The organism is Eggerthella lenta DSM 2243 (assembly GCF_000024265.1).
Classification (GTDB): Bacteria; Actinomycetota; Coriobacteriia; order Coriobacteriales; family Eggerthellaceae; genus Eggerthella; species Eggerthella lenta.
This window is the reverse complement of record NC_013204.1, coordinates 2856167-2881845: the sequence shown is the minus strand read 5'-3', so window position 1 is coordinate 2881845 and position 25679 is coordinate 2856167. Positions and strand designations below refer to the sequence as shown.

The 25679-nt window shown below is 58.3% G+C and carries 22 protein-coding genes and 1 pseudogene; 22 read left to right on the top strand and 1 reads right to left on the bottom strand.

Annotation, left to right across the window (positions count from 1 at the left end; all coding sequences use genetic code 11):
- Nucleotides 1-13: 13 nt before the first annotated feature.
- The 8 genes from ELEN_RS12325 to fdhD all read left to right on the top strand — a co-directional run bounded on the left by ELEN_RS12325 (nt 14) and on the right by fdhD (nt 10006).
- Complete coding sequence (locus tag ELEN_RS12325) at nt 14-1669, top strand: ABC1 kinase family protein (RefSeq protein ID WP_015761195.1); 1656 nt, start codon at nt 14-16, stop codon at nt 1667-1669.
- Nucleotides 1670-1815: 146 nt separating this feature from the next.
- On the top strand, nt 1816-2958 hold the full coding sequence (locus ELEN_RS12320) for a helix-turn-helix domain-containing protein (protein ID WP_015761194.1): 1143 nt from the start codon (nt 1816-1818) through the stop codon (nt 2956-2958).
- 154 nt (nt 2959-3112) lie between these two features.
- The gene (gene nrfD / locus ELEN_RS12315) at nt 3113-4015 is read left to right on the top strand and encodes an NrfD/PsrC family molybdoenzyme membrane anchor subunit (RefSeq protein WP_015761193.1); all 903 of its coding nucleotides are present in this window, start codon (nt 3113-3115) and stop codon (nt 4013-4015) included.
- A 40-nt stretch (nt 4016-4055) separates the two neighbouring features.
- Nucleotides 4056-4484, top strand: a complete 429-nt coding sequence (locus ELEN_RS12310) for a GntR family transcriptional regulator (protein ID WP_021410740.1) — start codon at nt 4056-4058, stop codon at nt 4482-4484.
- Nucleotides 4485-4523: 39 nt separating this feature from the next.
- Nucleotides 4524-5447: a slipin family protein gene (locus tag ELEN_RS12305; protein ID WP_015761191.1), complete on the top strand. Its 924-nt coding sequence runs from the start codon at nt 4524-4526 to the stop codon at nt 5445-5447.
- A gap of 266 nt (nt 5448-5713) precedes the next feature.
- Nucleotides 5714-8443 (top strand): molybdopterin-dependent oxidoreductase, encoded by a 2730-nt coding sequence (locus ELEN_RS12300; RefSeq protein ID WP_015761190.1) that lies wholly within the window; start codon nt 5714-5716, stop codon nt 8441-8443.
- Between the two features lie 15 nt (nt 8444-8458).
- On the top strand, nt 8459-9070 hold the full coding sequence (locus tag ELEN_RS12295) for a 4Fe-4S dicluster domain-containing protein (RefSeq protein WP_015761189.1): 612 nt from the start codon (nt 8459-8461) through the stop codon (nt 9068-9070).
- A 90-nt stretch (nt 9071-9160) separates the two neighbouring features.
- Nucleotides 9161-10006: a formate dehydrogenase accessory sulfurtransferase FdhD gene (fdhD, locus tag ELEN_RS12290; RefSeq protein ID WP_015761188.1), complete on the top strand. Its 846-nt coding sequence runs from the start codon at nt 9161-9163 to the stop codon at nt 10004-10006.
- Between the two features lie 112 nt (nt 10007-10118).
- Here fdhD and ELEN_RS12285 read toward each other — a convergent pair whose 3' ends face one another.
- Entirely contained in the window at nt 10119-11645 is a 1527-nt protein-coding gene (locus ELEN_RS12285; protein WP_015761187.1) for a DEAD/DEAH box helicase, read from the bottom strand.
- Between the two features lie 523 nt (nt 11646-12168).
- Between ELEN_RS12285 and ELEN_RS12280 the strand changes: the two genes are divergently transcribed.
- From ELEN_RS12280 to ELEN_RS12220, 14 genes and pseudogenes are all read left to right on the top strand, one after another.
- Nucleotides 12169-13389, top strand: coding sequence for an LCP family protein (locus ELEN_RS12280; protein WP_009609431.1), 1221 nt, complete (start codon nt 12169-12171; stop codon nt 13387-13389).
- A 41-nt stretch (nt 13390-13430) separates the two neighbouring features.
- Nucleotides 13431-14090 carry a YveK family protein gene (locus tag ELEN_RS12275; protein ID WP_009306552.1) on the top strand — a complete coding sequence of 220 codons (660 nt, stop codon included), beginning with the start codon at nt 13431-13433 and terminating at the stop codon, nt 14088-14090.
- A gap of 13 nt (nt 14091-14103) precedes the next feature.
- Nucleotides 14104-14940: a CpsD/CapB family tyrosine-protein kinase gene (locus tag ELEN_RS12270; protein WP_009306549.1), complete on the top strand. Its 837-nt coding sequence runs from the start codon at nt 14104-14106 to the stop codon at nt 14938-14940.
- Nucleotides 14940-15593: a CpsB/CapC family capsule biosynthesis tyrosine phosphatase gene (locus tag ELEN_RS12265; protein WP_009609354.1), complete on the top strand. Its 654-nt coding sequence runs from the start codon at nt 14940-14942 to the stop codon at nt 15591-15593. Before ELEN_RS12270 ends, ELEN_RS12265 begins: the two co-directional genes overlap by 1 nt.
- A gap of 254 nt (nt 15594-15847) precedes the next feature.
- The gene (gene loaP / locus ELEN_RS12260) at nt 15848-16366 is read left to right on the top strand and encodes an antiterminator LoaP (protein WP_015761186.1); all 519 of its coding nucleotides are present in this window, start codon (nt 15848-15850) and stop codon (nt 16364-16366) included.
- 244 nt (nt 16367-16610) lie between these two features.
- On the top strand, nt 16611-17318 hold the full coding sequence (locus ELEN_RS12255) for a sugar transferase (RefSeq protein WP_041691661.1): 708 nt from the start codon (nt 16611-16613) through the stop codon (nt 17316-17318).
- Nucleotides 17319-17321: 3 nt separating this feature from the next.
- Nucleotides 17322-18080 (top strand): WecB/TagA/CpsF family glycosyltransferase, encoded by a 759-nt coding sequence (locus ELEN_RS12250; protein ID WP_015761184.1) that lies wholly within the window; start codon nt 17322-17324, stop codon nt 18078-18080.
- Entirely contained in the window at nt 18077-19183 is a 1107-nt protein-coding gene (gene wecB / locus ELEN_RS12245) for a non-hydrolyzing UDP-N-acetylglucosamine 2-epimerase (RefSeq protein ID WP_015761183.1), read from the top strand. Before ELEN_RS12250 ends, wecB begins: the two co-directional genes overlap by 4 nt.
- Before the next feature lie 23 nt (nt 19184-19206).
- Complete coding sequence (locus tag ELEN_RS12240) at nt 19207-20262, top strand: glycosyltransferase family 4 protein (protein WP_015761182.1); 1056 nt, start codon at nt 19207-19209, stop codon at nt 20260-20262.
- A complete protein-coding gene (locus ELEN_RS12235) occupies nt 20255-21076 on the top strand; it encodes a LicD family protein (protein ID WP_015761181.1) in 822 nt (273 codons plus the stop codon). The genes ELEN_RS12240 and ELEN_RS12235 overlap by 8 nt, the downstream gene beginning before the upstream one ends.
- Before the next feature lie 615 nt (nt 21077-21691).
- Nucleotides 21692-21853 (top strand): annotated as a pseudogene (locus ELEN_RS16700) (DapH/DapD/GlmU-related protein); the annotation flags it as partial.
- Nucleotides 21854-22064: 211 nt separating this feature from the next.
- Nucleotides 22065-23183 (top strand): EpsG family protein, encoded by a 1119-nt coding sequence (locus tag ELEN_RS12230; protein ID WP_041691659.1) that lies wholly within the window; start codon nt 22065-22067, stop codon nt 23181-23183.
- Between the two features lie 11 nt (nt 23184-23194).
- Nucleotides 23195-24268: a glycosyltransferase family 2 protein gene (locus tag ELEN_RS12225; RefSeq protein ID WP_015761178.1), complete on the top strand. Its 1074-nt coding sequence runs from the start codon at nt 23195-23197 to the stop codon at nt 24266-24268.
- A 194-nt stretch (nt 24269-24462) separates the two neighbouring features.
- Nucleotides 24463-25662, top strand: a complete 1200-nt coding sequence (locus tag ELEN_RS12220; protein WP_015761177.1) for a polysaccharide pyruvyl transferase family protein — start codon at nt 24463-24465, stop codon at nt 25660-25662.
- Nucleotides 25663-25679: the final 17 nt, after the last annotated feature.

Sequence of the window (25679 nt, the reverse complement as noted above, 5' to 3'; positions counted from 1 at the left end):
GAGCTGCCCGTCCATGCCGGAGAACACGCTGCTGCGCTATTTTTTCAGCTCCGGTTCGGAGGTTGATCCCGAGGATCGGTTCCATCTGAATCGGAAGACGCGCACGCGGCGCCTCAAGGAAATATCCGATATCCTGCGGAAGCATCACTTCCTGAAGGGTTTCACGCCCGAGGCCTTTCGCGCCATGCTGGAGGATCTGGGCCCCAGCTTCGTGAAGATCGGCCAAACGCTGTCTACGCGCTCGGAGATTTTGCCGAAGGCGTACTGCGACGAACTGGCGAAGCTGCAGATGGAGTGCGACCCGCTGCCGTTCGAGGCCATCCTCGAGGCGCTCGACGACATCTACGGCGACGCGCAGGGCGACGTGTTCGACGCCATCGATCCCACGCCGCTGGGAAGCGCCTCGCTGGCCCAGGTGCACAAGGCGCGCCTTGTCACGGGCGAGATCGTGGCCGTGAAGATCCAACGCCCCGGCGTGAAGACCACGATGGCCCAGGATATCGATATCATGCGCATGGTGGCGCGCTACGCTGCGCGTTTCATGAAGGACGAGCAGATGCTCGACTTGCGCGACGTGGTGGAAGAGCTGTGGGCCACGTTCCTCGAGGAGACGGACTTCCAGCGCGAAGCCGCTAACCTCGAGGAGTTCGCGCGCCTGAACAAGGGCGTCGCCTTCATCGATTGCCCGAAAGTGCATACCGAGCTGTGCGGCGAGTACGTGCTGGTCATGGAATACATCGACGGCATTCCCATCCTGGCGACCGACCGTCTGCGGAATGCGGGCTACGACCTCGAGGAGATCGGCGAGAAGATCCTCGACAACTACGCCTCGCAGATCCTCGATCACGGGTTCTTCCATGCCGACCCGCATCCGGGCAACCTTCTCGTTCGCAGCGGCAAGATCGTCTACATCGACCTCGGCATCATGGGTCGTTTGTCGCCGCGCGATCGCGCCGGATTCGGCAATATCATCCAGGCGGTTGGCATGGAGAGCTCGTCCGAGCTCAAGGATGCGCTATTGTCCTTTGCCATCGCGAAGGACAATTCGGTTATCGACCATACGCGCTTTTTGGCCGACCTCGACCTGCTATTGAACGATTACGGCTCGTGCGATGTGGCCGATATCGACATCGGGGCGTTCCTGAACGACATCCTCATGCTCACGCGGTCGTGCAAGGTGACGCTGCCGTCTTCCATCACCAGCGTGTCGCGCGGCATCGTCACGCTGGAGGGTACCATCGCGCCGTTCATCCCGAACCAGAACGTCGTGTCCATCATCAACGCCCATATCCAGCGCTCGAAGAACCAGGGCGACGAGCTTGTGCAGGCCATGCAGGATCTGGCTCTCGCGCTGCGCTCGTCGTCGCACGGCGCGCTCGACGCGGCACGGTATTCCGGCGAAACACTCAAGATGCTCACGCGCGGCCAGCTGAAGATGAACGTGGAGGTGCTGGGCAGCGAGGCGCCGCTGTCGAAGCTGGCCAAGATCATCAACCGACTGACCATCGGCATCATCATAGCCGGGCTGTTCATCGGATCGAGCATGCTGTCGCTGTCGTCGATGGAGCCGCGTCTGCTGGGCGTGCCGGTGCTCGCGTTCTTCGGCTACCTGGGGGCTGCCGTGCTGTCGGTATGGGTGGTCTTCGACATCAGCAAGCGCAGGCTGTAGCGCCGGGGAGCTTCTCTTTTCCCAGTTCAAACGTTCCGCAACCAATAATTGCGGAAAATTCCAACTGAAATAGGTCGCGCTCGCTTCCTCGCAACCGTAGTCTTTTCGGTACGCTACTATGGACGAAACGAGAAAGGCAGCACACCATGAACGTAGAGATCGCGCAACGCTTGGCCGAGCGCCGCAAGCAGGCGGGGCTTTCGCAGGAGGCGCTCGCCGCGCGTCTGGGCGTGTCGCGGCAGGCCGTGTCGAAGTGGGAGCGCTCCGAGTCGTCCCCCGACACCGACAACCTCATCGCGCTGGCTCAGCTGTACGGTCTGTCGCTGGACGATCTGCTGTACGTCGACGAAGAGATCCGCGACGACGTCACGTTCGAGGCGGCCGATCGCGCCGCTAAGCGCCAGGCCGAGCAGGAGACTGCGACGGCTTCCCCTGCAGATCCCCCGCCAGCGCCCGCCGATGCGGCTGCGGCCTCCGATGCGTCGGGCGGAACCGAAGCCGCATCGTCCGGCAAGAAGGGCAAGGTGCACATCGGTCCCGGCGGGATTCACGTGGAGGACGGAGACGAGTACGTGCACGTGTCGTGGCGCGACGGCGTGCACGTGAAAGACGCCAAGAAGGGCGAGGAAGTGCACGTGGGTTGGGACGGCGTGCACGTGAAGAGCCCCGGCAACAGCGCAGGCGACGATGATGTGGTCATCGACGGCGCCAAGGTGGTCATTAACGGCGAGCAGTTCGACAGCTGGCAGGACGCGCATGCACGGTACCATCACGGATGGGATCGCGAAGAGCGTTGGTACGAGCCGTGCGGTTACACCGTGCGGGGCGAGCGCTTCGACAGCATCGACGATGCTCGCGCCAAGTACGGTGACGAAGTGGGGAGGTCTATTCCCGTGCGCAAGCACTACCTACGCGAGTTCGAGAAGTCGTGGGTGAAGTTCCCGTATCCGCTCGTGGTCATCGTCGTGTACCTGCTGCTGGGCATTTTGAACGGCGCGTGGGCCATGGGGCTGTTTCTGTTCCTGACCATTCCCTTGTACTACATGGTGGGTCACGCCATCGGGCGCAAGCGCCTCGCGCCGCTGGTGTCGGGCGCGTATCCCATCGCGGTGGTGGCCTGGTTCTGCTGGATGGCGTTCGTGCTGAACCAGCCGCATCCCGCCTGGGTGGCCTTTCTCACCATTCCCGTAGTGGAGTGGCTCGTGCATAGCCTGTCCCGCTGGTGGCGCGATCGCAAGCGCCGCAAGGGTGACGCGGAAAACGCGCCCATCGACGTGGACGCGCAGTAAAGAACCGGGTCGCATCTTGCGGCCCGGTTCTTTACTGCGACGAGGTGGCACCCGTGCGGCTCTTCGTCGCTTTTCCGTTTCGTTGAGGTCTGCCGTGCAGATGGCGTACAATGGGCGCAGGGGGTCATCGATCGCCGAGGGGAGCGCGCTCGTCATGGTCAGTTCGTATATCGCGTGGTATCTGTTTCTTGCGGGTGCGGGAGGGGGTGCATTTCTGCTCGGTTCGTTCGTGGACTTTGCACTGCGCGTCAGCAATCGATCGTGGCTGCGCGGCGCCAGCGCGGTGACGGATGCGGGTTTGCTGGCTGGCCCGGTACTCGTCGCGCTCGGAACGGTGTTTCTTACGCTCGATTTAGGGGCTCCCGATCAGGCTTTCCGATTGTTCCTTACCCCGTCCGGCAGTCTGCTTTCAGCGGGGGCGTGGGCACTTGCGTTGTTCTGCGCGACAGCGTTCGCGGCGTTTTTAATGGGGTTCGCGGATGATGGACCGGGTTTGCGCGTTGCCGAAACCGTGGTCAGTGTCTTCGCCGCTTTGCTGGCTCTGTTCGTGGTGCTGTATGCCGGCGTGTTTCTCTCGCTCTATCCGGCCGTGCCGTTTCTCAACTCACCGCTTGTGCCGATCGTGTTCGTCGCGTCGGCGTTGGCAACCGGAGCTGCCGTGCTGACGATCATAGGCTTCTTCAGGTTTTCGCGCGATGAAACGATCGGGGGTTTCGCTAGTCTGCTTCGGCTCGATGCGGTTCTCGTTGCGATCGAGGCTATCGCCATTGCGGCGTTCATCATCGTTTCGCTCATGGGCGACGAAGCTGCCGCTCATTCGGCTGCTGAGTTGCTATCGGGACATTCTGCAATGCTGTTTTGGTTGGGTGTCGTGCTGGCGGGGATCGTGGTGCCGCTATCGGTGGATGTCGAATGCCTGCGCTCGCCCAACCCTTCACTGTTCGTCGTGGGGGCTGCGAGCACGCTGCTCGGAGGCATCTGCCTGCGGTTCTCCCTTCTCGTGGCCGCCGAGCGCTTCTGTCTCGTCGACATGAGTCTGCTATCGTTCTGGATGTAGCCAGTCTGTCATTGCGATATGTGATACTATGACAATCACTATGATTGAGAAGACTATCGAAAGAGAAGTAGCGTTCGACGCCATGGGTTCGTTCCAAGTGGACGAAAGAAGCGGCGTCCCTCTGTGGATTCAGATTCGCAAGCGGCTCGTGTTCCTCATCACTTCAGGAAAGTACGAACGTGGCGAGCGCCTCCCTTCCGTACGCGAGCTTTCCGTTCAATTGGGTGTGAACTACAACACCATCAACAAAGTGTATCAGGATCTCGAGCGTGACGGCTACATCTTCACGAAGCGCGGACGTGGCACGTATGTGTCTGACCTCAAGGATGTCGATCTGTCGGCTGTCGGCCAAGACGTCGAGGCGCTTGCAATCGATTTCGTCCAGCAGGCTCTTGCTAAGGGTTTGACATCCGAGGATATCCATGACCTGGTGAGCGAACAGATATTGCTGTTAGGGGGCGGAGCCTAGGGGCGCGGGCCAAGGGGTTGGGGCAACGGGGGAGCCATCATGCGAAGCAAATCGAAGCGAAACGAAGAAAAGCGCGTGGAGTCGGCCGTTCGGCCGAAAGGTATGGTTGCGCCCGTCGGGCGGAAAACCTCGCGCAACAGCGTATACATTTTTGCGGCATCGGTATTCCTTATCGTTGCGGGTGCCATTCTCGCTGCGCTTTGGAGCATGCTTACCTCGACGGTGGTTATCGTAGCGGTGATGGCTGGCGCGGTGGCCGCGTTCAGCATTCGTATTGCGCCGCAGTGGGAGCGTGTCGTGGTGCTGCGTTTAGGCAACTTCAACCGCATTGCTGGCCCTGGGCTTTATTTCGTCGTTCCCGTGGTAGAACATGCTACTGCGCACATTGACCAGCGCATGATCACCACGCCGTTCACGGCGGAGGAGGCGTTGACCGCCGACCTTGTGCCGCTCGATATCGATGCCGTGCTGTTCTGGATGGTGTGGAATCCCAAAGACGCCTGCGTCGAGGTAGAGGACTACGCGTCGGCCATTTGGTGGGCCGCGCAAACAGCGCTGCGTGATGCGGTGGGGCGCATCAATCTGGCCGAAGTTGCCACGCGGCGAGAGCAGCTGGACGGTGAGATCAAGGATATCCTCGACGAAAAGACGCGTTCGTGGGGCATCTCGGTCGTATCGGTGGAGATCCGCGACATCGCTATTCCCAAAGAGCTGCAGGATGCCATGTCCAAGGAAGCGCAGGCGGAGCGCGAGCGCAACGCGCGACTCTTGCTCGCAGAAATCGAAAAAGACATCTCCGAGATGTTTGTCGATGCGGCGGCTGTCTACGATCGCAACGACAAGGCGCTCCAACTTCGCACGATGAACCTCATCTATGAGAGCGTCAAAGAGAAGGGCGGTCTCGTCATTGCCCCGAGCGCGTTCGGCGAAGCGTTCAACAATATCGACAGCTTCTTGAAGTAGGGCGAAACTAGCGCAGATGTTTCATGAAGCATCAGCTTCGAATCGCGTATGCTGCCTGGACCGTCGCTTGGTCCAGCATTTCCATGGCCGATGCGCGCAGGCAGCGGGGCTACGCACACTCTTCTTCATGCTCAAGATAGGATAATTAAAGTGATTGACTGTCATAGAACTATAGAGTACCTTGACAGCAGACACTAAGCGGTGTCGGAGGGGACAGCCGCTGAAGTTGCGGGTGCCCTCGTAGACGAGCTGAAGGGGGTAGCACCATGAGCGAGAACGGCATGGGAATCAGCCGAAGGGGTTTTGTGGCGGGCGGGGGGGCGACTGCGCTCGGCGTAGGGCTAGCGGGCGGTATCGTCGGTTGCGCGCCAGGCGCCGAAAAGGAGTCCGAGCATACGGCGGGGGTCGAGAAAACGGCCTACGATCCGAAAGCGGGCGAGTGGATCCCCACTACCTGCAACATGTGCTTCAACAACTGCTCCATTAAAGCGCATGTCATCGACGGCGTTGTGGTAGAACTGACGGGCAATCCCGACAGCTCCATCGGCCGCGGGCATATATGCGGCAAGGGCGCGTCGGGCATCATGCAACTCTACGATCCCAACCGCATCACCAAGCCTCTGAAGCGCACGAATCCCAAGAAGGGCTTCGACGAGGATCCGGGTTGGGAGGAGATCAGCTGGGACGAGGCCTACGGGTTGGTGGACGAGCACATGAAGGCGGCTATCGAGCGCAGCGGCCCGCACGCCGTCACCGGCATGTCCATGGTGGCTAGCCAGATCGGCTCTCTGGTGCGCCATACGGCACTCGGCGTGATCTACGGCAACGCCGAAGGCAGCTGCTCCGATATCTGCGGAGCCGGGGTCCATCAGATAGAATACCTGTTCACGGGGACGGGCAATGCGCGTCCCGACTATGTCAACTGCAACTACGTCGTCCAGTTCGGCACCAATGCGGGCACGGCTACCCGTCATGGATACAACATGACCGTCGAGCCTTTCGCTGAGCGTCGCAAGAACGGTTTGCGCCACGTGGTGTTCGATCCGCATATGGGCGCTGCGGGAGAGAAAGCCGATCTCTGGGTGCCTATTCGCCCCGGCACCGATGCCGCTGCGGCGCTTGCCATCGCGTACGTGCTCGTTCACGAGGAAAACCTCATCGACATCGAGTTCCTTGCGAATCGTACCAACGGCCCTTCTCTGGTCGACCTGGATACCAAGCGCATCGTCTTCGACGAGAAGACAGGGCATTCGCTGTACATGGATTCCGACGGCGAGGCGAAGCCTTACGATCGGTGCAGCGCCCCCCAACTCGAGGGTACGTTCGAGGTGGACGGCAGGCAGTGCTCGACAGGATTCACCCTGTATAAAGAGCATCTGAAGACCTACACGCCCGAGTACCAGGAGAGCATAACCACGGTTCCCGCGGCCACTATCCGCCAGGTTGCCAAAGAGCTTGGCGAAGCGGCCTGCATCGGCCAGACCACCGAGATCGACGGCGTGACGTTGCCTTATCGCCCTGCTGCCGTCGACGCGTTTTCCGGCATCACGCGCCATAAGCACGCTTTCCATAGCTGCTGGGCCGTGTTCAGCCTGAACAACCTCATCGGTTCGACGAACTCCGTCGGCGGCTTCTGCGGTTTCGATCCCATCTGCAACGGCTGGGCCGACGACAACCCGACCATGTCGTGGCGCCCCGGTTTATGGGAGCCCGAGGGGCTCATCGACTGCGCCGGTCTGCTGCTTGCATTCCCGAACTCTTACTATAAAAAGGTGTACGAAGGCGATTACACGCCTACGACCATGGGCATGATGGAACTCCAGCCCATGTCCGACGACAACCACTTCGAGCACATTGCCCAGGCTCATCCCGACCTGTATCGCACGCAGGCCGCCGAGGTCGCTCTCTGCTATGCATGCAATCCCATCAAATGGTGGGGCAACTACGACGAACAGGCTGAAATCTTCAAGAATTACGAGTACGTTGTAGGCATCGATATGTTTCTGAACGAGTCGTCCTATTTCTACGATGTGATCTTGCCCGAATGCTGCTATCTGGAGCGCACCGAGCCGCTGCCGCATGCAGCAGGCAACCATCGTGTCATCGGCGGTTTGGAAAATCCGTGGACCGTTCCCGTGTGGCAGAAGGTCGTCGAGCCGAAGGACGGCGCGCCTTCCAGCTGGCAGCTGTTCGCAGAATTGGCAAGTCGCGCCGGAAAGAACGCCGAATTCATCGCCACGCTTAACGGCATGTTCCGCGTGAAGGACGAGTATTCGGTACCCATGGACCAGAAGCTCGACGTAGAGGCTTTCGCCGATTCCATCTTAAAATCCAACATCGACGAAGAGCACGACTTCGCATGGCTGAAAGAGCATGCTGTGTACGATCATCCTCGCACCGTTGACGAAGTGTACATCTGGGCAAACGGTGAACCTGGCCGCGTGCCGCTGTACTTCGACTTCCTGTTGGAGGCGAAGAGCAAGGTGGAGGCCAAGGTCGCCGAGCTGGGCATTCCGTGGGAGGTCGACGACTACCAGGCTCTTCCCGATTGGAAGCCCGGCTGCGGGTATGAGGTGACCGATCCTGGCTTCGACATCCTCCCCGTGTATTACACCGATGCGATCAACACCGACTCGTGGCTCATGGAGAACCCCTGGATCAACGAGATCAATGAAGAGAACCCTTACGGCTACACCATTGAGATCAACGCCGCTACGGCTCGGGCGAAAGGGTTCGCCAGCGGTGATAAGGTGAGGCTTGTCACGGTCGACGGCGTATCGGTGGAGGGCGTGCTGGCTACGTCCGAGGGCGTGCATTCCGAATGCGTGGCCGTCATCGGCGGGCACTGGGGTTCGAAGTCGGCCTATATGCCCATTGCGAAGGACAAGGGCGTTCCCGTTGTGCATCTGGTTCCCGGTCAGACCCCTGACCGCATGGATCATGTGTGCTCGGCGTTCGACCAGTGCATTCGCGTCAAGCTTGAGAAGATCGCATAAAGGGAGGAGTGAACCATGGCTTACGGAATGCTGATCGATCTGAAGAAATGCGTGGGATGCCACGCATGCGCCGTAGCGTGTAAGGAGGCGCATGGAACCCCTCCGGGTATAACGCGCTCCCATGTCAAGCGAGAGTTTGAGGGCGAGTATCCAGACGCAACGATGCATATCGTCCCCATGCTGTGCATGCATTGCGAGAATCCGCCTTGCGTCGAGGCGTGTCCGACCGAGGGCGCTACTTACAAACGCGAAGACGGCATCGTGGTGGTGGACAAGGAGAAGTGCATCGGCTGCAAATCCTGCATCATGGCTTGCCCCTACGGCGCGCGCTATTACCGCGAGAACGAGGACGGCTATTTCGGGACCGAACTTAACGAGTACGAAGCCGTCATGTATACCGCCATGCCGCAGGGGCGCGTTGACAAGTGCACCTTCTGCGTCGATCGTATCGATGCAGGCGGCAACGAGCCTCAGGCGTGCGTGGCTGCATGTCCGGCTGGCGCGCGCGTGTTCGGCGACTTGGAAACGCTGAAAAAGCAGGCCGAATCCGCCGCCGGCTTCCAGCTGCTTCCCGACGAAGGGGCGAATCCTTCGGTTTGGTACCTTCCCAACAAGGTGAATGCCTGATCTCGCCTTCCCTCCCTCTCCGGGCGGCGGCCTTTTCGGGTCGCCGCCCGCTCGGAGTTGCGAATGCGATCGGTTGAAAAGAGGTGCTCCATGATCCGCAGCCGTTCGTTTGCCCTTGTCGATACGGAGTCCAAGGTTTCGGCATGCACGCATATGCCTATCGTGCGGTACGAAGACGCGCGCTTTTCGAAGCGGGACGATTCGGTCATCCAGGAGGCGGAGTTGACCGTGTTCGTGAACGGCGCACGGCAGTGCGACACGACATGTTCGCCTTGGGATGTGCGCGAGCTGGTCGCAGGCAACTTGTTCTTGGCGGGTGTTGTCACGGATCCTGAGCAGGTGAGCGCTATAGACGTCGATCTGGATTCGGGTGCGGTGTCGGTGCGTGTCGATGTTGCCGGGGCTTCGCGTCGACGTCGCCGACACGTCGAAACGCTGCGCGACGGCGGGGTGGTGATTTCCGGAGTGTTCGAGCGTGGTGACGGCGGAGATCCCTCGTGCGATGCGGAAGGGTTCTTGCCGGTGGAGTCCGATCTCACGCTGCAAGCGGCTCAGGTGGTCGAGCGCATGGCTCTTCTGGAGGACCGCTCGCTGCTGTTTCGGCGCACGGGCGGCGTGCACAGCGCGGTTCTGGTCGACCAGTGCGGGGTGGTTGCATGGTTCGAGGATATCGGGCGCCACAGTGCTTTGGACAAGCTGGTCGGCTGGTGCTTCTTGAACGGGGTGGATGCGTCGGATAAGATGCTCCTATTCAGCGGCCGGGTGCCGCGCGAGATCATCGTGAAGGTGATTCGTCTCGGCTGCCCTGTTGTTGCGTCTCCCGGTGCGCCCACAAGCTTGTCGATGCGTCTGGCCCAGCGTTGGGGCGTCACGCTAGTCGGATTCGCCAAGCGCGACGTCTTCAACGTGTACGCGCATCCTGAGCGCATCGTCTAGGAAGAGGTTCCCTTTCGGAAACGAAGAAGCACCGCGCATCTTGAAACGATGCGCGGCGCTTACCTATATATATGGGAGATACGAAGTCGGATCAGCTCGCCCCGAGTGCGCCTTAGTTGTTCGCGAACCTGCTGTAGTTGTAGCCGCCGACGCCCGCCTTCTTCTTGGAGCCGTTCTGCTTGGCGGCGCCCTTCGCGTTCGGAGCGGACTTCTCGCGCTTCTTCTCGTTCATTTCGAGGCGGCGCTTCGCGTGATCCATGTTGTTGCTGCGCGGGCCGTCGGGCTTGGCGGCGCCGTCGAAGGATCGCTTGCCCTCGGCGCGCTTGCCGCGCCCGGGGCGGTTGTCCGAGCGGCCCTCGGCGCGGCTGTCCGAACGGCGCTCGAAGTCGCGCTTCTCGCCGCCGCGCTTGTCGGAGCGCTTGGCGCCCGCGGGGCGTCCGGAGCCTTTGTTGCCCTTGTAGCCGCCCTTTTTCGGAGCGCCCTTCTTGCCCTTTTCCAGCACGGTCATGTCCAGCTCGTAGGTCTCGAGCTCCATGAGGGGCACGTTCTTGCCGATGAGCTTCTCGATGTCGCTCATCGTGCGGCGCGACTCGCGCGTGACGAACGAGACCGCGAAGCCCTGCTCTCCGGCGCGACCCGTGCGGCCGATGCGGTGCACGTAGTCCTCGGGCATGTCGGGCAGGTCGAAGTTGATGACGTGATCCACGTCGGGCACGTCGATGCCGCGCGCCAGCACGTCGGTCGCCACGAGGATTGACGTGCGGCCGCGACGGAAGTTGTCGAGGGCGCGCTTGCGCTGGCCCTGCGACTTGTCCGAGTGGATGGACTCGGCACGGTAGCCTGCGTCGCACAGTGCCTCGGCGCAATCCTCGGTGCGGTTCTTCGTGCGCGCGAACACGATCACGCGGTCGGAGCCCTTCTCCTCCAGCAGCGCCTGCAGAAGCTCGGGCTTCTTGAAATTGGCGATGGGCATCATGAACTGCTCGACCGTCTGGGCGGTCTCGCCGTTGCGGGCGATTTCCACGACGGCCGGGTCGTTCAGCAGCGAGCCCAGGTTCTTCTGGATGGAGTGGTCGATGGTGGCCGAGAAGAGCAGCGTCTGGCGATCGGCGGGGGTGGCGTCTACGATGGTGGTGACGGCGGGCAGGAAGCCCATGTCAAGCATGCGGTCCGCTTCGTCCAGCACGAGGGACTTGATGCCGCCGAGGTCAACGACGCCTTTGTTCATGAGGTCGTTCAGGCGGCCGGGCGTGGCGATGAGCACGTCGGTGCCACGTCGGATCTCGTTGATCTGGGGGCCGTAGGGCGTACCGCCGAACACGGTGGTCACGTAGTGCCCCGTCTTGCGGGTGATCTGCATGCACGTCTGCGAGATCTGCTGCGCCAGCTCACGGGTGGGGCTGACCACCAGCACGCGGGGCGCGCGCTTGCCCCTCTTGCCGCGCGGCAGGGTGCTCAGGATGGGCAGCAGGAACGCGGCGGTCTTACCCGTGCCGGTGCTGGCGGCGGCGATGAGGTCGCGGCCTTCCAGGACCAACGGGATGGCCTGCAGCTGCACAGGGGTGGGGTTCTCGTAGCCCAGGCGCTCGACGGCGGCAAGGGCAGCCTCGGACAAGCCGAGGTCGGCGAAATTCTGCATTATTCGTTTCCGTTTCTCTTCGTGCGCGCTCGATGCGCGCTTTTCGGTCGCACCCGCTCCTGCGGCGTGCATTGCGCTTGACTCGAGCCGCTTTCTGATTCGTTGGCATTGCGCGAAAAGAAACAGGAAAGAATTTCGTGTAAAGCGACTGACCATTATGCCAGCCGTCGGTGAGGAAAGTAAAGGAAAATGTAAAAATTGACTGAGAATATGTACCGAAATCCATCAAAACGGACTGTTTTTTAACGTGATCGGTAGGCTTTCAAACGTCTGCAGCCCCTTATGTTCATCTGATGTCCAAGGAGCTTCCCACTTAGAATTTACACTGCTTTACTTTGCCGTTGACGTGGGAAAACGAAAAAACTCGGGGGGGGGGGGGGCTTCACCGAAGACCGATTTTTCTGTTGCTAAACTGAAACCGTGCTATTATCATGAGGACGGAACAGACGAGCGCTCCGGCTCAATTGAGTGTTGAAGAGATTCGCGACGAGCGAGACGGACGGTTAGGAAACGCATTTTCCCTATGGGATTCGACGACAACAACAGACAGACGGCTTCGGGTCGCCATGGTGCCTCCGCTTCGCGCGGAGGTTCTCACGCCTATGGGCAACCTCCTGCGGACGGTTTCGGTCAGGCTCCCCATGGCAGCCGGCCTTATCCGCAGGGCGGTGGGTACGCTTCGCGCCCGACGGGGCAGACGCCGTATCCAAACCAGCGACCGGCGAACTACGGCTACGCTTCGCAAGCTGACGAGATCGTGCGCGTGCGCAAGAAGCGCAAGAAGCACACCAAGCTGAAGCGGGCGGCGCTTATCGCGCTCGCCGTCGTCGTGGTGCTCGTGGGCGGCGTCGCCGCGTACGGCGCTTGGTACACGAGCAGCCTCGCAAGCAACATGGCGCTCGACGCTCAGGAGCAAAGCGAGTTGAGCAGCGTTCTCGCCCCCTCCGATTCCCAGATGGAGCCGTTCTACGTGCTGCTGGTGGGCTCGGACAACTGGGAGACGTACGGGGAGCGCTCCGACGCCCTCGTGCTCGTGCGCATCGATCCGGTGGGCCACGTCATCACCATGGTGTCGGTTCCGCGCGACACGCCGTACGAGTACAACGGCAAGGTCGAGAAGATCAACCAGATGTTCGCCGTGAACGGGGCGGCTGGCGCCGTTACGGCGGTGCAGGACCTCACCGGCGTGAAGATCTCCGACTACGTGGAAATCGAGTTCGCCGGGTTGGCCGAGTTCGTGGATTCGATCGGCGGCATCTACGTGGACGTGCCCTACACCATCGACTACCAGGTGTACACGCAGGATCAGGCGCCCGTCCATATCGAGGCCGGCAACCAGCTGCTCAACGGCGAGCAGTGCGTGGCGCTTGCCCGCATGCGCACCGCCTATGGCGACGACCAGGAGGCCATTCGCCAGTCGAACGTGCGTGCGATGGCCATGGCGCTCATGAAGAACGTGCTGCAAGCTCCTCCGGTCGAGATCCCCGGCCTGATCCAAAACCTCTCCCAGTGCGTGTCTACGAGCATCGACTTGCAGACGATGATCTCGCTTGCGACCGATTTCGCACAGGCGGGCAACCCCACCATCTACACGTGCACCGGTCCGTACAAGGGCGACTTCATGGAGGAATACGGCGGCCTGTGGCTGTGCTACGAGGATCCCGAGGGTTGGGCTACACTGATGAAGGCGGTCGACGCCGGCGAGAATCCCGAAGCTGCCGAGACCACCGTTAACGGCAAGTAAGCAAGCAGCGTACGTACGACGCTGAAGAGAAAGACGAACGAATGACACTGCTCGAACTATTCAAACTGCTGCGCAAGCACCTGGCCCTGGTGGTGGTGCTGCCCGTCGTGCTCGCGATCGCGACGGCAGGCTTCAGTTGGGGTCTCATGCAGAACCAGTACACGGCCACGGTGTCCGTGTACGTGCTGACTGCGAAGGACGACGCGAGCTCTTCGAGCACCACCGCGTACAACGACCTCACCGCCAGCCAGCTCATGGCGAACGACATAGCGACTTTGGCGAAGTCGGAGACCGTGCAGAAGCGCACGGCCGAGGCTCTTGGCATGTCTTCGCTCAGCGGATACAAGATTTCCGTCGAAGCGGGCACCACCACGCGCGTCATCAGCATCTCGGTGACGGCGGGCAAGCCCGATGCGGCTGCCATCGTCGCCAATGAGATATCCACCGTTCTGTCCACCACCGCGCAAAGCGTCATGGGCGTCGAGAGCGTCAACGTGGTCGACGCGGCCGAGGTTCCCACGGATCCCTCGGGCCCGCCGCGCGCCATGTACACGGCGGTCGCGTTTCTCGCGGGCATCTTCCTGGCAGTGGCCATCGTGGTGGTGCTGGATATGTTGAACACGCGGGTGCGCAACCCTGAAGAAGCTGAAGAACTGCTGGGCATTCCGGTCATCGGCCGTATCCCCACGATCAAGGGTTAGGAGGGTATAGGCCATGGCTAAGAAAAAGAAGCAGGCGTCCAACATGCTCGAGGTGCAGAACGCGGCGAAGACGCTTTTTGCGAACATCCGCTTCATGTCGCCCGACAACCCCATCCGCTCCATCGTCATGACGAGTTCGGTGCCGAACGAGGGCAAGTCCACGTGCTCCGTGGAGCTGGCTCGCGCTATTGCCACGTCGGGCAAGACGGTGCTGCTCGTGGAGGCCGACATGCGGCGTCGCACGCTTGCCAGCCTGCTGAACGTGCGTCCTGCGGCGGGCGTGTACGCCGTCCTCACCGATGCGGCACCGCTCAAGACGGCCGTCACGCCGACGCAGACTCCCAACCTGTTCTTCCTCGACGTCGAGCCGAACATACCCAACCCGGCCGACATCATCTCATCCAAGCGGTACCAGAAGCTGGTTGCCACGCTGGAGGACAGCTACGATTATGTGATTTACGACATGCCGCCGGTCGGCACCTTCGTCGATGCCGCCATCCTGTCCACGTTGGTGGACGGCACGGTGTTGGTGGTCAAGCCCGGCTCGACGAAGCGTTCCGAGCTGGTGGACGCGTGCGAGCAGCTGAAGAAGGCAGATGCCAACATCCTCGGCATCTGCGCCACGTTCTGCGAAGGCACCGGTTCCGAATACTATTACGCGTACTATACCAAGGACGGCGGACGGTTGAAGGACGACGGCGATGTTGCCGCGCTGCAGGCCGAGACGCGCACGCCGGTTCCCACGGCCGGGCGTCGTGCGCCCCGCGGTGCGCAGGGCAGCCCCGTTCCTGCAGGCGGTCGCGGCGGATTCGCTAAGGATCCCGTGGCAGGAAGAGGGCGTAGGGCCTGATGAGGGATTTGCATTGCCATATCCTTCCCGGCGTCGACGACGGTGCGCGCAACCTGGACGAGTCTCTGGCCATGCTGGAGGCTGCCAAGGCTGCGGGAATCACGTCTATCGTGTGTACCCCGCATGTGCGCGATCCCTACTTCGACTACGACGCGATGTGGGATGCTTACGAGTTGCTCGTGGCGCACGCTGACGGGTTCCCGCTGACGATGGGCTTCGAGGTGAACCATTCCAAGCTTATGCAATTGGGCATGGAATGGGCCGAGCATCTGCACTTCGACGGCACGAACGAGTTTTTATTGGAGCTGTCTACGAGGGCGGGCAAGCCCGACTTCGAGATATACGAACGGACCATCTTCGAACTGCAGGGGATGGGCTACCAAGTGATCATCGCTCATCCCGAGCGCTATCGCGCCATCCAGGAGGATGTCGAGGTGGCGCGCGGTCTGGTGAAGATGGGTTGCAAGCTGCAAGCGTCGGCCGATTTCATTGCCGGCGGTCGCATGGGAGCCGAGCGCAAGCCCGCCAAGCGCCTGTTCGACGAGAACCTGTACGCGTACATCGCAAGCGATGCGCATCGGGTGGAGCACTACGGCTACTTCGCCGAAGCGAAGCGGACGTACCGAACGCGAGGAGCGCATGCGCGTCTGTAGGTTCGGTTTGACGGCTTCCTGCCGTTAGGCCACAGGTTCGACCTGTGATCTAACGGCAGGAAACTGCACCGCTGCAAGCTCTGGATACGACAGGGCGATGTGTGAAAAACACGGCAGCATACATATCTTGAGGAAAGCGGGATCGTCGCTGGGTGCGCGTTCCGGATCGATCAAGAGGATGCATATCGTTGTTGCGTTTTGGCCTGAATGGCTAGGGCGAAGCCGTATCTTTATTTCGTCTTGCCAGGGAGGTGATGGCATTGTGGTACGTCGTGCAAACGGTCGGCGGCCAGGAAAAGCACGTGCTTGACCTGATCAACAAGCTTGTCGACGAAGAGCTGATCCAAGAATCCTTCATCCCCCAGTACGAAGTCAAAAAGCGCATCCAGGGCGTATGGAAAATGCGTTCAGAAGTGCTGCTACCTGGTTATATTTTCGTAATAACAGACCAGCCTGGAAAGCTGCGTGAGGCGTTGCGAAGCGTCCCCAAGTTCACTAGGCTCCTCGGCAACAACGATGTGTTCACTCCTCTCGACGATCAAGAAGTCGCCTTCATCAACGCGTTCACCAAGCCTGACCACCGCGTGGTCGAGTTCTCGAGCGGCGTGATGGAAGGGGACGAGATCGTGATCCTCAACGGCCCGCTGATGAACCAGACGGGTCTCATCAAGAAGCTCGATCGCCACAAGCGCCTGGCGTATCTGGAGATAGAGATTCTTGGTCGTGTGAAAACCGTCAAAGTCGGATTAGAGATTGTTCGAAAGAAACCCTGACAAATCAATAGACGTAACCGCCGACGGAGCCGTCGCGCTGGTAGACGACTTCGCAACGGCGGGGGAGCAAGAGGAGATTTCCACGCCCCCAATGTCTGATAAGCGCGGTTATGTAAAGTCGAGCGCAAGGGTCGGGGAATGCCGTCCTGAGCGGAGCGACTCCTCGGGTTGTCATCCCGAGCGAGCGAAGCGAGTCGAAGGATCCCGCGCGGCGCCGGCGGGAACCGCATACGGCTCCGAGCCGATGGCCGCCTCCGACGTGGCGTTCCTGGCGCCCGAGCTGGTGTCGGAGGCCGAGGGCCCCGTGCCCGTCCCTGCGCCGGCGGAAGGACGGTTGGGCTACCGCTTCGTGAAGAGGGCGTTCGACATCGCGTTCTCGCTGTGCGCGATAGCGGTGCTGCTGGTCCCCTCGATCGTCCTCTGCATCGCCATCCGCGTTGAGAGCCCAGGCTGCCCCATCTACTCCCAGAAGCGCGTCGGGCGCATCGGGAGGGGCGGCGAGGTCCGCGCCTTCGACATGTACAAGTTCCGCTCCATGCACAAGGACGCCGACGAGCGCCTGGCGGAGCTCGCAGAGCTCAACGAGGCCGACGGCCCGCTGTTCAAGATCAAGGACGACCCGCGCGTCACGCGCATAGGCCGCTTTATCCGCAAGCACTCCATAGACGAGCTCCCGCAGTTCCTGAACTGCCTCATGGGCCAGCTCTCCTGCGTGGGCCCCAGGCCGCCGCTTCCCTCCGAAGTCACCCAGTACGACGAGCGCGCCATGCGCCGCCTGTCGGTCAAGCCCGGCCTCACCGGCTACTGGCAGGTGCGGGGCCGCAGCGACACCGGTTTCGAGGAGATGGTGGACATGGACCTCGCCTACATCGAGGAAAGGTCGTTCCTGGTTGACCTCAAGGTGGTCGCGAAGACTGTTGCGGCCATGTTCAACGGGAAAGGGGCATGCTAGACAATGGGCTACCCTGCACGCATCGAGATCATGGGCGCGCCCATAGACCCTTATACCATGGAGCAAACCGTATCCAGAACAAAGGATTTCGTGGAGACGGGAGTGTTCGCGCATCTGGCAGGAGTGAATGCTGACAAGCTGTTGCAGATGCGAAGCGATCAAACAATGGATCGCATGATTAGGCAGTGCGAAATCGTAAATGCCGACGGGGCTTCAATGGTCATGGCTGCGAGAAGGCTGGGCATCGACATCCCGGAGAGGGTTGCGGGAATCGACCTTATGCACGAGCTGTGTCGCTTGTCCCAGAGCGAAGGATACCGGATCTTTCTCCTCGGAGCTACGCGGGACACGGTGGAGACCGCCCGCCGGAAGTTAGAGGAAAGCTATCCAGGACTTGACATCTGTGGGATCATGGACGGCTATTTCGACGATGAAGATTTTAGTGCAGTCGGAGAAGAGGTGGCATCCAGCAGGCCGAACATCGTATTTGTAGGCATCACCTCGCCGAAGAAAGAGCATGTTATCGAGCATTTCCGTCTTATGGGTCTAAAGGGGGTCTACGTCGGCGTCGGCGGATCGTTCGACGTGATTTCAGGATCAATCCCCAGAGCTCCTCTTTGGATGCAGAGGATGGGCCTCGAATGGTTATTTAGGATGATGAAGGAGCCAAAGAGGCTGATGAGAAGGTACGTCATGGGAAACGCTCGATTCATGAGGCTTGTGAGCAGGGAGATTCGATCGAAGGAGAGGAGCGGAAAATGAAGAAGGTTCTGCTCATCTTCGGGACGCGCCCAGAAGCCATCAAGATGTGCCCCCTAGTTAAGGAACTAAAGTCGAGACCGTCCGACTTCGATGTTTCCGTGTGCGTCACGGGACAGCATCGTGAAATGCTCGATCAGGTGCTGCGCACATTCGGAATTGTTCCCGACTACGATCTCGCGGTGATGAAGCCGGGCCAGACGCTCTTTGGCGTAACGTGCGGCGTGATGCTCGGCATCAAGTCGGTTCTCGAGCGGGAGCTTCCAGACGTGGCGCTCGTCCATGGCGACACAACCACCTCGTTTGCTGCGGCGCTCGCGTGCTTCTACCTCCGCATCCCCGTCGGTCACGTCGAGGCAGGACTCCGAACGCGGAACCTATACTCTCCCTGGCCCGAGGAGTTCAACCGCCAGGCGGTTGACGTCCTTGCCGAATACTACTTCGCCCCAACTGAGAGATCGAAGCGCAACTTGCTCGACGAAGGTAAACCCGTAGGAAGGATTTTCGTGACGGGCAACACCGGCATCGATGCACTCCGAACAACAGTGCGCGAGGGCTATCATAATGAGCACCTCGACTGGGCGCAAGGATCCCGTCTCGTCCTCCTCACTGCGCATAGACGCGAGAGCCTGGGTGAGCCCATGGTTCGAATGTTCCGAGCCGTTAGGCGCGTCATGGAAGAGCATCCTGACGTGAAGGCAGTCTATCCTATCCATATGAACCCCGAGGTGCGAAGAGCCGCGCATGCCGAGCTAGACGGCTTCGATCGTCTGCGCATCGTCGAGCCCTTGGAAGTCATCGATTTTCACAATTTCATGGCGGCAAGCCACCTTGTTCTCACCGATTCGGGCGGGATCCAGGAAGAGGCGCCAAGCCTTGGCAAGCCCGTGCTCGTCATGCGTGACACGACCGAACGGCCCGAGGGGGTCGCATGCGGGACGCTTCGACTCGTCGGAACCGATGAGGAGCGGATATATCGGGCGTTTACCGAGCTACTTGAGTCAGACGAGGCCTACGAAACGATGTCGCGGGCCTCGAACCCTTACGGGGATGGGCATGCCAGCGAGCGCATAGCCGATGTTTTGGGCGAGAAGGGTGCCAATTGAGTGTCGGCAGGCCCTCCGTCGTTATGCTCGGCCCCAGTCTAGAATCGCATGGGGGTATGGCATCGTGCGCTTCCACGCTTTTAAACGGAGGCCTGGACAGAAGGTGCAATGTTCGCTATCTCGCGACGACCGAGGAGGGATGCAAAGCACGCAAGTTGGCCTGCGGACTGAGCACCCTGTTTGTGTTCTCCAGAGAGGCGAAGGACTGCGATCTGGTTCATATTCATTTTTCGTACGGCGTAAGCATGACCCGCAAAGCTCTATTCGTCCGACGTGCTAAGAACATGGGTAAGAAAGTGATTCTTCATTCCCATTCGAGCGCAATGGAGCGGGCAATCCTTGAAGGCGATTCGGGATCGAAAAACGAGATTAAGAAGTTCCTGTCGCTCGCGGATGCTCTGATCGTCCTTTCCTCGAAGTGGAAGGACCTGATCTGCGACGAGCTGGACATCAAACGCTCGATCGTCCACGTGATCCCGAACGGCGTTCCATTGGGCGATCCGAGCGCAAAGCCCGATCACGATGAAAGATCCTGCTGCAACATCTTGTTCTTAGGCAGGCTGGAGGAGGAAAAGGGCGTCGGTACGCTGATAGAAGCCACGGGAGCCCTCGTTCGAAACGGCGCCGTAATCGAACTCGTGCTGGCCGGATCGGGAAGCGACGAGGAGACTCAGAGATACCAGCTTCTGGCTCGACGGGAAGGCGTAAATTGCAGCTTCGTGGGATGGGTGGATTCGGAAAAGAAGAGGGATCTGCTGGTCGAGGCCGACGTGTTTGCCCTTCCTTCAAAGCGAGAGGTTCTTCCCATATCCCTTCTCGAAGCCATGGGAGCCGGCGTCGCTTCGGTCGCTTCCGATTGCGGATCCGTCCCAGAAGTCATACACCACGGACGAAACGGGATGCTTTGCGAACCGGGGGATCCCGAATCGCTCCGCACATGCCTGGCTTTGCTCGTGCAGGACCCTGTGTTGCGCAAGAGGCTCGCAATACAGGGATTCGAAACCGTAAAAAAGGGCTACTCGGTCGAAAACTCAGTCGACGCGTTGCTTGGTTTGTACAAAGAGGTGCTTCATGGATGAGACAGCAAAGCTGTCCCTTCAAGAGATCCAAGCCATCGAGTTCTCCATGCTTGAGTTTCTTGATAGCGTTTGCGTGGAGGAGGGTATCGAGTACTGCCTGTTCTACGGAAGCGCGCTTGGAGCGGTTCGGCATGGCGGCTTCATTCCCTGGGACGACGACATCGACGTCGCCATAAAAAGGGAGGATTGCGAGAGACTCTTCAGCGCCATTGAGCAAAACACAAACGACAGATATCGCGTTCTACGCCCCTTCAATCCTCCTGATTACCGGCATCCGTACGCCAAGATGGTCGATTGCCGCACTTCCCTCGTCGAACCAAAGAACCTGCCGGTAAGAGACATGGGAGTTTTCATCGATTTCTTCCCTGTTGACGCTTTCGCGCGAAGCGGTTGGCCTACGAGAGCGAGGCTCAAGCTGGCGAACTTCGCGAACAAGGCGTATTGCAGCGCCTACGTAAGGGATGGATCTGCCCCGTTGGGCAAGGTGTCGAAGTTCGCAGGCCTCGTCACCCGAATCATGTTCCATGGCGTCGGTCCGCAAAGATGCCATGAGCTCGTTGAGAAACTGGTCCAATTAGGATCTCGAAGCGACGGCGATTTTTTAGCTTGTCCGTACGATGCGGATTACATCATACCGAGAAACTGGGTGTTTCCATGCAGGTTGGAAGCCTTCGAATCACGGTCTTTCCCCGTTCCCGGGAATTCCGACTCCTATCTTAAGGCAATGTACGGCAATGACTACATGACGCCGACCAGACAGGCTGATTCTTTTCATGGAGTTGCGTGGCTAAGAGAGTCCGGGGGCGATTCATAAGAGATTCGAAACGGACGGTTTGGGATTGGTGCATGTGCATGATGCGGATCACGCAAGCCCCTCATCATGGTTGCTTCTGGTGAAGGGAACAGCATTAGAGAGCAGACGATACCCGGTGCCAAAGAAGATGGGGCGGTACCGTGAAGAGGCGTACGGTTCTGATTGTGCGACTCCGACCAAGACGCAGAACTTCATCCGCAGAGCAAGACATCGCGAGCGTTTTGCTTGATGCACAAGCAGCCAAATCTTCGTTCGGGAGGTGATCGCATGGGTGGTCGAAGTCGGATCATGTGGAGAATTGCGTATGCAGCATCGGCGAAGCTGCTGCCGCAAAGTACGTATTCGAAGTTTTCTCGAAGGATGCGAGGCTTCTTTGCCCGCAGAATATGCGCTTCGGTTGGCGAGGACGTGAACATTGAGCGAGGCGCTACGTTCGGATCGCTTATCGTTATCGGCGATCGCTCAGGTATCGGCGTCGATTGCGAGCTGCATGGAGAGATATACATTGGTAACGATGTCATGATGGCTCCTGAATGCGTTTTCTACACGAGCAATCACGAAACAGGTCGTATCGATATTCCGATGAATCAACAAGGAAGAACATTGCCTAAGCCGATCACGATTGGCAATGATGTCTGGATTGGCCGGCGAGTAATGATTATGCCGGGCGTAAATGTGGGCGATGGTTGCATTTTGGCAGCAGGAACTGTCGTCACCAAAAATCTACCTCCTTATTCGATAGCGGGAGGCGTGCCTGCGAAAGTGCTTGGAACGCGCATTGAGCAATAGAAGAATGCTCGTTCGGTAGCCCCAAAGCAATCCGAGCGCTTGTTCTTGCACCAGGCTCTATTGCAAGCTTACCGTCTGAAAAGACAACCGAAATCGCGATAGCGTGCTTCCCGAAAAACGGCGCCAATGAAGAGGAGCTATCAATTGATGACGCAAACAAAAATCACGAACGTTCGCGACAAGCAGAGAGAACGCTGATATGGCCCCCTATCTCTTCTCGTTCGCCGCATCGCTATCCATCATTGCAGTCATTCAAAAGTGGAATAGGAAAGGTGTCGGCTTCGTGTCCTGGTCCGTCGTCTCCTTGCTCATTCCTTGTTGTCTAGCTGGCATGAGATCTCCCATGATAGGCACGGACGTGCAGGTTTACGTTCAGCCCCTTTTTGACTTGGCGAACGGAAGCGTGTCTTTCGCGGATTACCAAGCGTCGCAATGGTGGGGCGTTTGGAGGTATATTCATCCCTCCGACTATGAGATAGGTTTTTCGTTTCTCGTCTGGATAGTTTCGAGTGTTACGCACTCGCTGCCTGCCCTGCTATTCGTCATACAGGCAGCGACGATCGTTCCGATTTATCTTGGGTTGCTCAAAGTACGTCATGACATTCCTCTTTGGTTAGGCATGGCGGTCTATTACTTCATGTACTTCAATTCTACGCTCAACCTGATGAGGCAATGGATAGCTATCGCCATCCTTTTGTTTGCACTGCACTATCTTTTCGAGGGCAGGCGATTGAAGTACGCTGTTTTTGTAGCAATGGCAACCCTGTTTCACGCATCGGCTCTGCTTGGCTTTGGCATTCTCGCCTTGAGCGTCTATCTCTCCAACGGCAATGACCCGATCAAGAGAACCGTCATCGTGGGACTTGTCGCCATCTTAACGTTTTTCGCTATCCCTATAGCGAGCAATCTACTTATAGCAATCGGCTTCGGAAGATATGCCGGATATTTGGGAGACGTCCATGTGCTCCCTATGCAGATTGTGTTGCGCCTTCCTTTGCTTGCCCTGCTTATCTACTATTGGAAGAACGGGGGTGAGAGCAGGCTGGTTTCGCTCTTCATTGGAATGCTTTGCTTTGATGTGGTGCTCTCGCAGCTTGCATCCGCTAACGTGCAAAGCGGAAGGATAGGATATTACTTCGCAAGTGTGGCCATACTCTACGTTCCGATTGTCTTAGCGAACGCGAAGAGCGGAGTAGGAAAGCTCGGTTTGGCGGCATTTTTGATCGTTTACTGCGCAGCATACTGGTTGTATACGTATGCGATTTCTGGCGCGGCGGAGACTATCCCCTACCTCGTCAACTCCGCAATTGGTTTTTAACGGAGGCAATGATGCGCAGTTCTGACGTTTCCTGCTTGAATGAAGCTTTATCATCGAAGACGAATCCGACCTTTTCCGTAGTCGTTCCTGTTTACAATGCTCAACTACATATCGATCAATGCGTCAACTCGATTCTCGCCCAAGGACGAGAGGACATCGAGGTCGTTCTTGTCGACGATGGGTCGACGGATTCGAGTGGGGCGATTTGCGACGCTTATGCCGCCAAGCATCCATCGATGGTAAAGGTTGTGCACAAAGAGAATCAAGGTCCGCTTATTGCCCGTGTAGAAGGATTTGCCGTATCGAAAGGCCGTTATATCATGTCCGCGGATGCCGACGACGCCTTTTTGCCCGGTGCCTTCGATGCGATAGCCTTCGCCATGCGACAGACAGGGGCGGATATCGTGCTGTGGGCATACACTACAAATGAAAGAGATCTCCTGCTTTGCCAAGCCAGAGACGAACCGAACTACGCTGAACCAAAGAAGGCTTCCATGCTGAGGTCTCTCTGTACAACATGGAACTACAACTCGATGTGGCGTAAAGCGGTGAAGCGCGAGTGCGCTTGCCTGAATGCCGATTACTCTTCCTACAAGGGCATGATGCTTTCAGAAGACTTTCTGCAGACATTGGCAATATACGATTCGGCAAAAACGTTCTGCGAAATTGAGGATCCCCTCTATTTCTACAGACCCAATCCGAAGAGCACAACGAATGCCGCCTATCAGAATTCATATTATAAAGATATCGTAAATGCCATGACTGTCGCCGATACATATGCAGAGAAATGGGAAAACGAATACGGCTGCGAAGGCCTCTTGCAGGGGCTTGCCAAAAAAAGCCTAAACAGCATTCTTAATTATGCTAAATATTTAGCAGAAAAGCGGGATTACGAAAAACTCAATACCCTGTCGCGGTCAGATTTCTTCAAAAAAAGATATGCGCTTCATGGCGCGATGAAGGGGATTCGCCTCGACAAGAGAGCGGAACTAGCCCTGCTCAAGAGCGAACACTGCAGATTGTTTTGCCTCGAATCGGCGGCATCGCGAGCTCTTAAGAAAATATTGCAGGTTAATAGTGGGTAGAGACAGGGGACGTGATATTTCGCGCATCGAGCTTTTTGGAGTGAGGCATCGATGTTCAGCGCTGCTTTTTAAAGAAGAATCGATCGAACAGAATCAAGCGCTGGCGAAACTTAGGGCGAGGTCAATATCGAATACTCGCACGTTTCGGATGTTAACCAACTACCTTCGCGGCCGCCATAAAGAGAGACTGTCGGATGATTGGCGGCGTTATGAAAGGCAGCGTTATGCAAACCACTTCGAATAACAGTATCCTTGTCGACTTTTACTCTGCGACAAATCTTGGTGACGATTTGCTCCTCCATGCGTTACTTAAGCGCTATCCGAACACTCAATTCATCATGCTTGCATCTCGAGAAGAGCGCATTCTCGAGATGCAATATGATAATTTAAAGGTGATCGAGCTGGGGACAAGCGATTGCAGGAGATTAGGAGCGATCGGCAGATTTGCTCGTGCGCGTCGATTGCTGCGTGAAAGAGAAACTGTTCTTTCAAAGCAAAAGTGCCTCGTCGTAATCGGCGGCTCCATATTTATCCAACCAAGTGCATCGACCATAAGAGGCTTGATCTCCAGCGTTTGCGCGGTTAAGGACAGGGCTAGGCTATACGGGGCTAGCATGAATACTTTCATACTTGGCGCAAATTTCGGGCCTTACCGATCGAATAGGTTCCTTAAAGGTTTTCACGATATCTTTTCGAGATGCAATGACGTTTGCTTCCGAGACCAAAAATCATCGGGCCTCTTCTCTGATTTGAAAAACGTAAGATTTGCTCCGGATATTCTTTTTGCGACTCCTTTCCTTGACGGGCCCAAGCAGAAGCAGGCTTTGCTATCTGTAATCGACCTGAAGACAAAGGGGCAGACCGAATCGCTAGCAAGCTACGCCAGCGCGTACGAGACCTGGATAGCCAATGCTTCGCATTGGTTCGCGAAAAATGGATATAGAGTTGTAGTAAGTTCTTTCTGCAAGGCGGAAGGCGATGAAAATGCTGTAGAGCGTGTTGCGGAGAAAGTGAATCAGCTTGGCTCGAGCATCGAAGTACTGCTATACCGAGGAGATGCCGCGCCCGTCCTTGATGAGATCTCTAAAAGCGAAGTTGTTGTAGCGACAAGATTCCACGCCATGGTGCTGGGTCTTGCTTCTGGTGCCAAGGTTTTATCAGTTCCGTACAGCAAGAAAGCCGCTTATGTTATGGCGGATATAGGATTTGATAGGGGAAACGTATTGGATATCGCCAGCATAGATCCTGCTGACATGACGCCATGCGAAAGGATTCTTGAATCTGAACCTCTTTGCGTCAGCACTTTCGCAAAGGAAGCCCTTCGTCATTTTCGAGCGCTGGATGACTATCTACTGAAAAGCCCCGATGGCAATCACGAGACGGCTCTCTCTTGAGATTTAACCATGCGAGA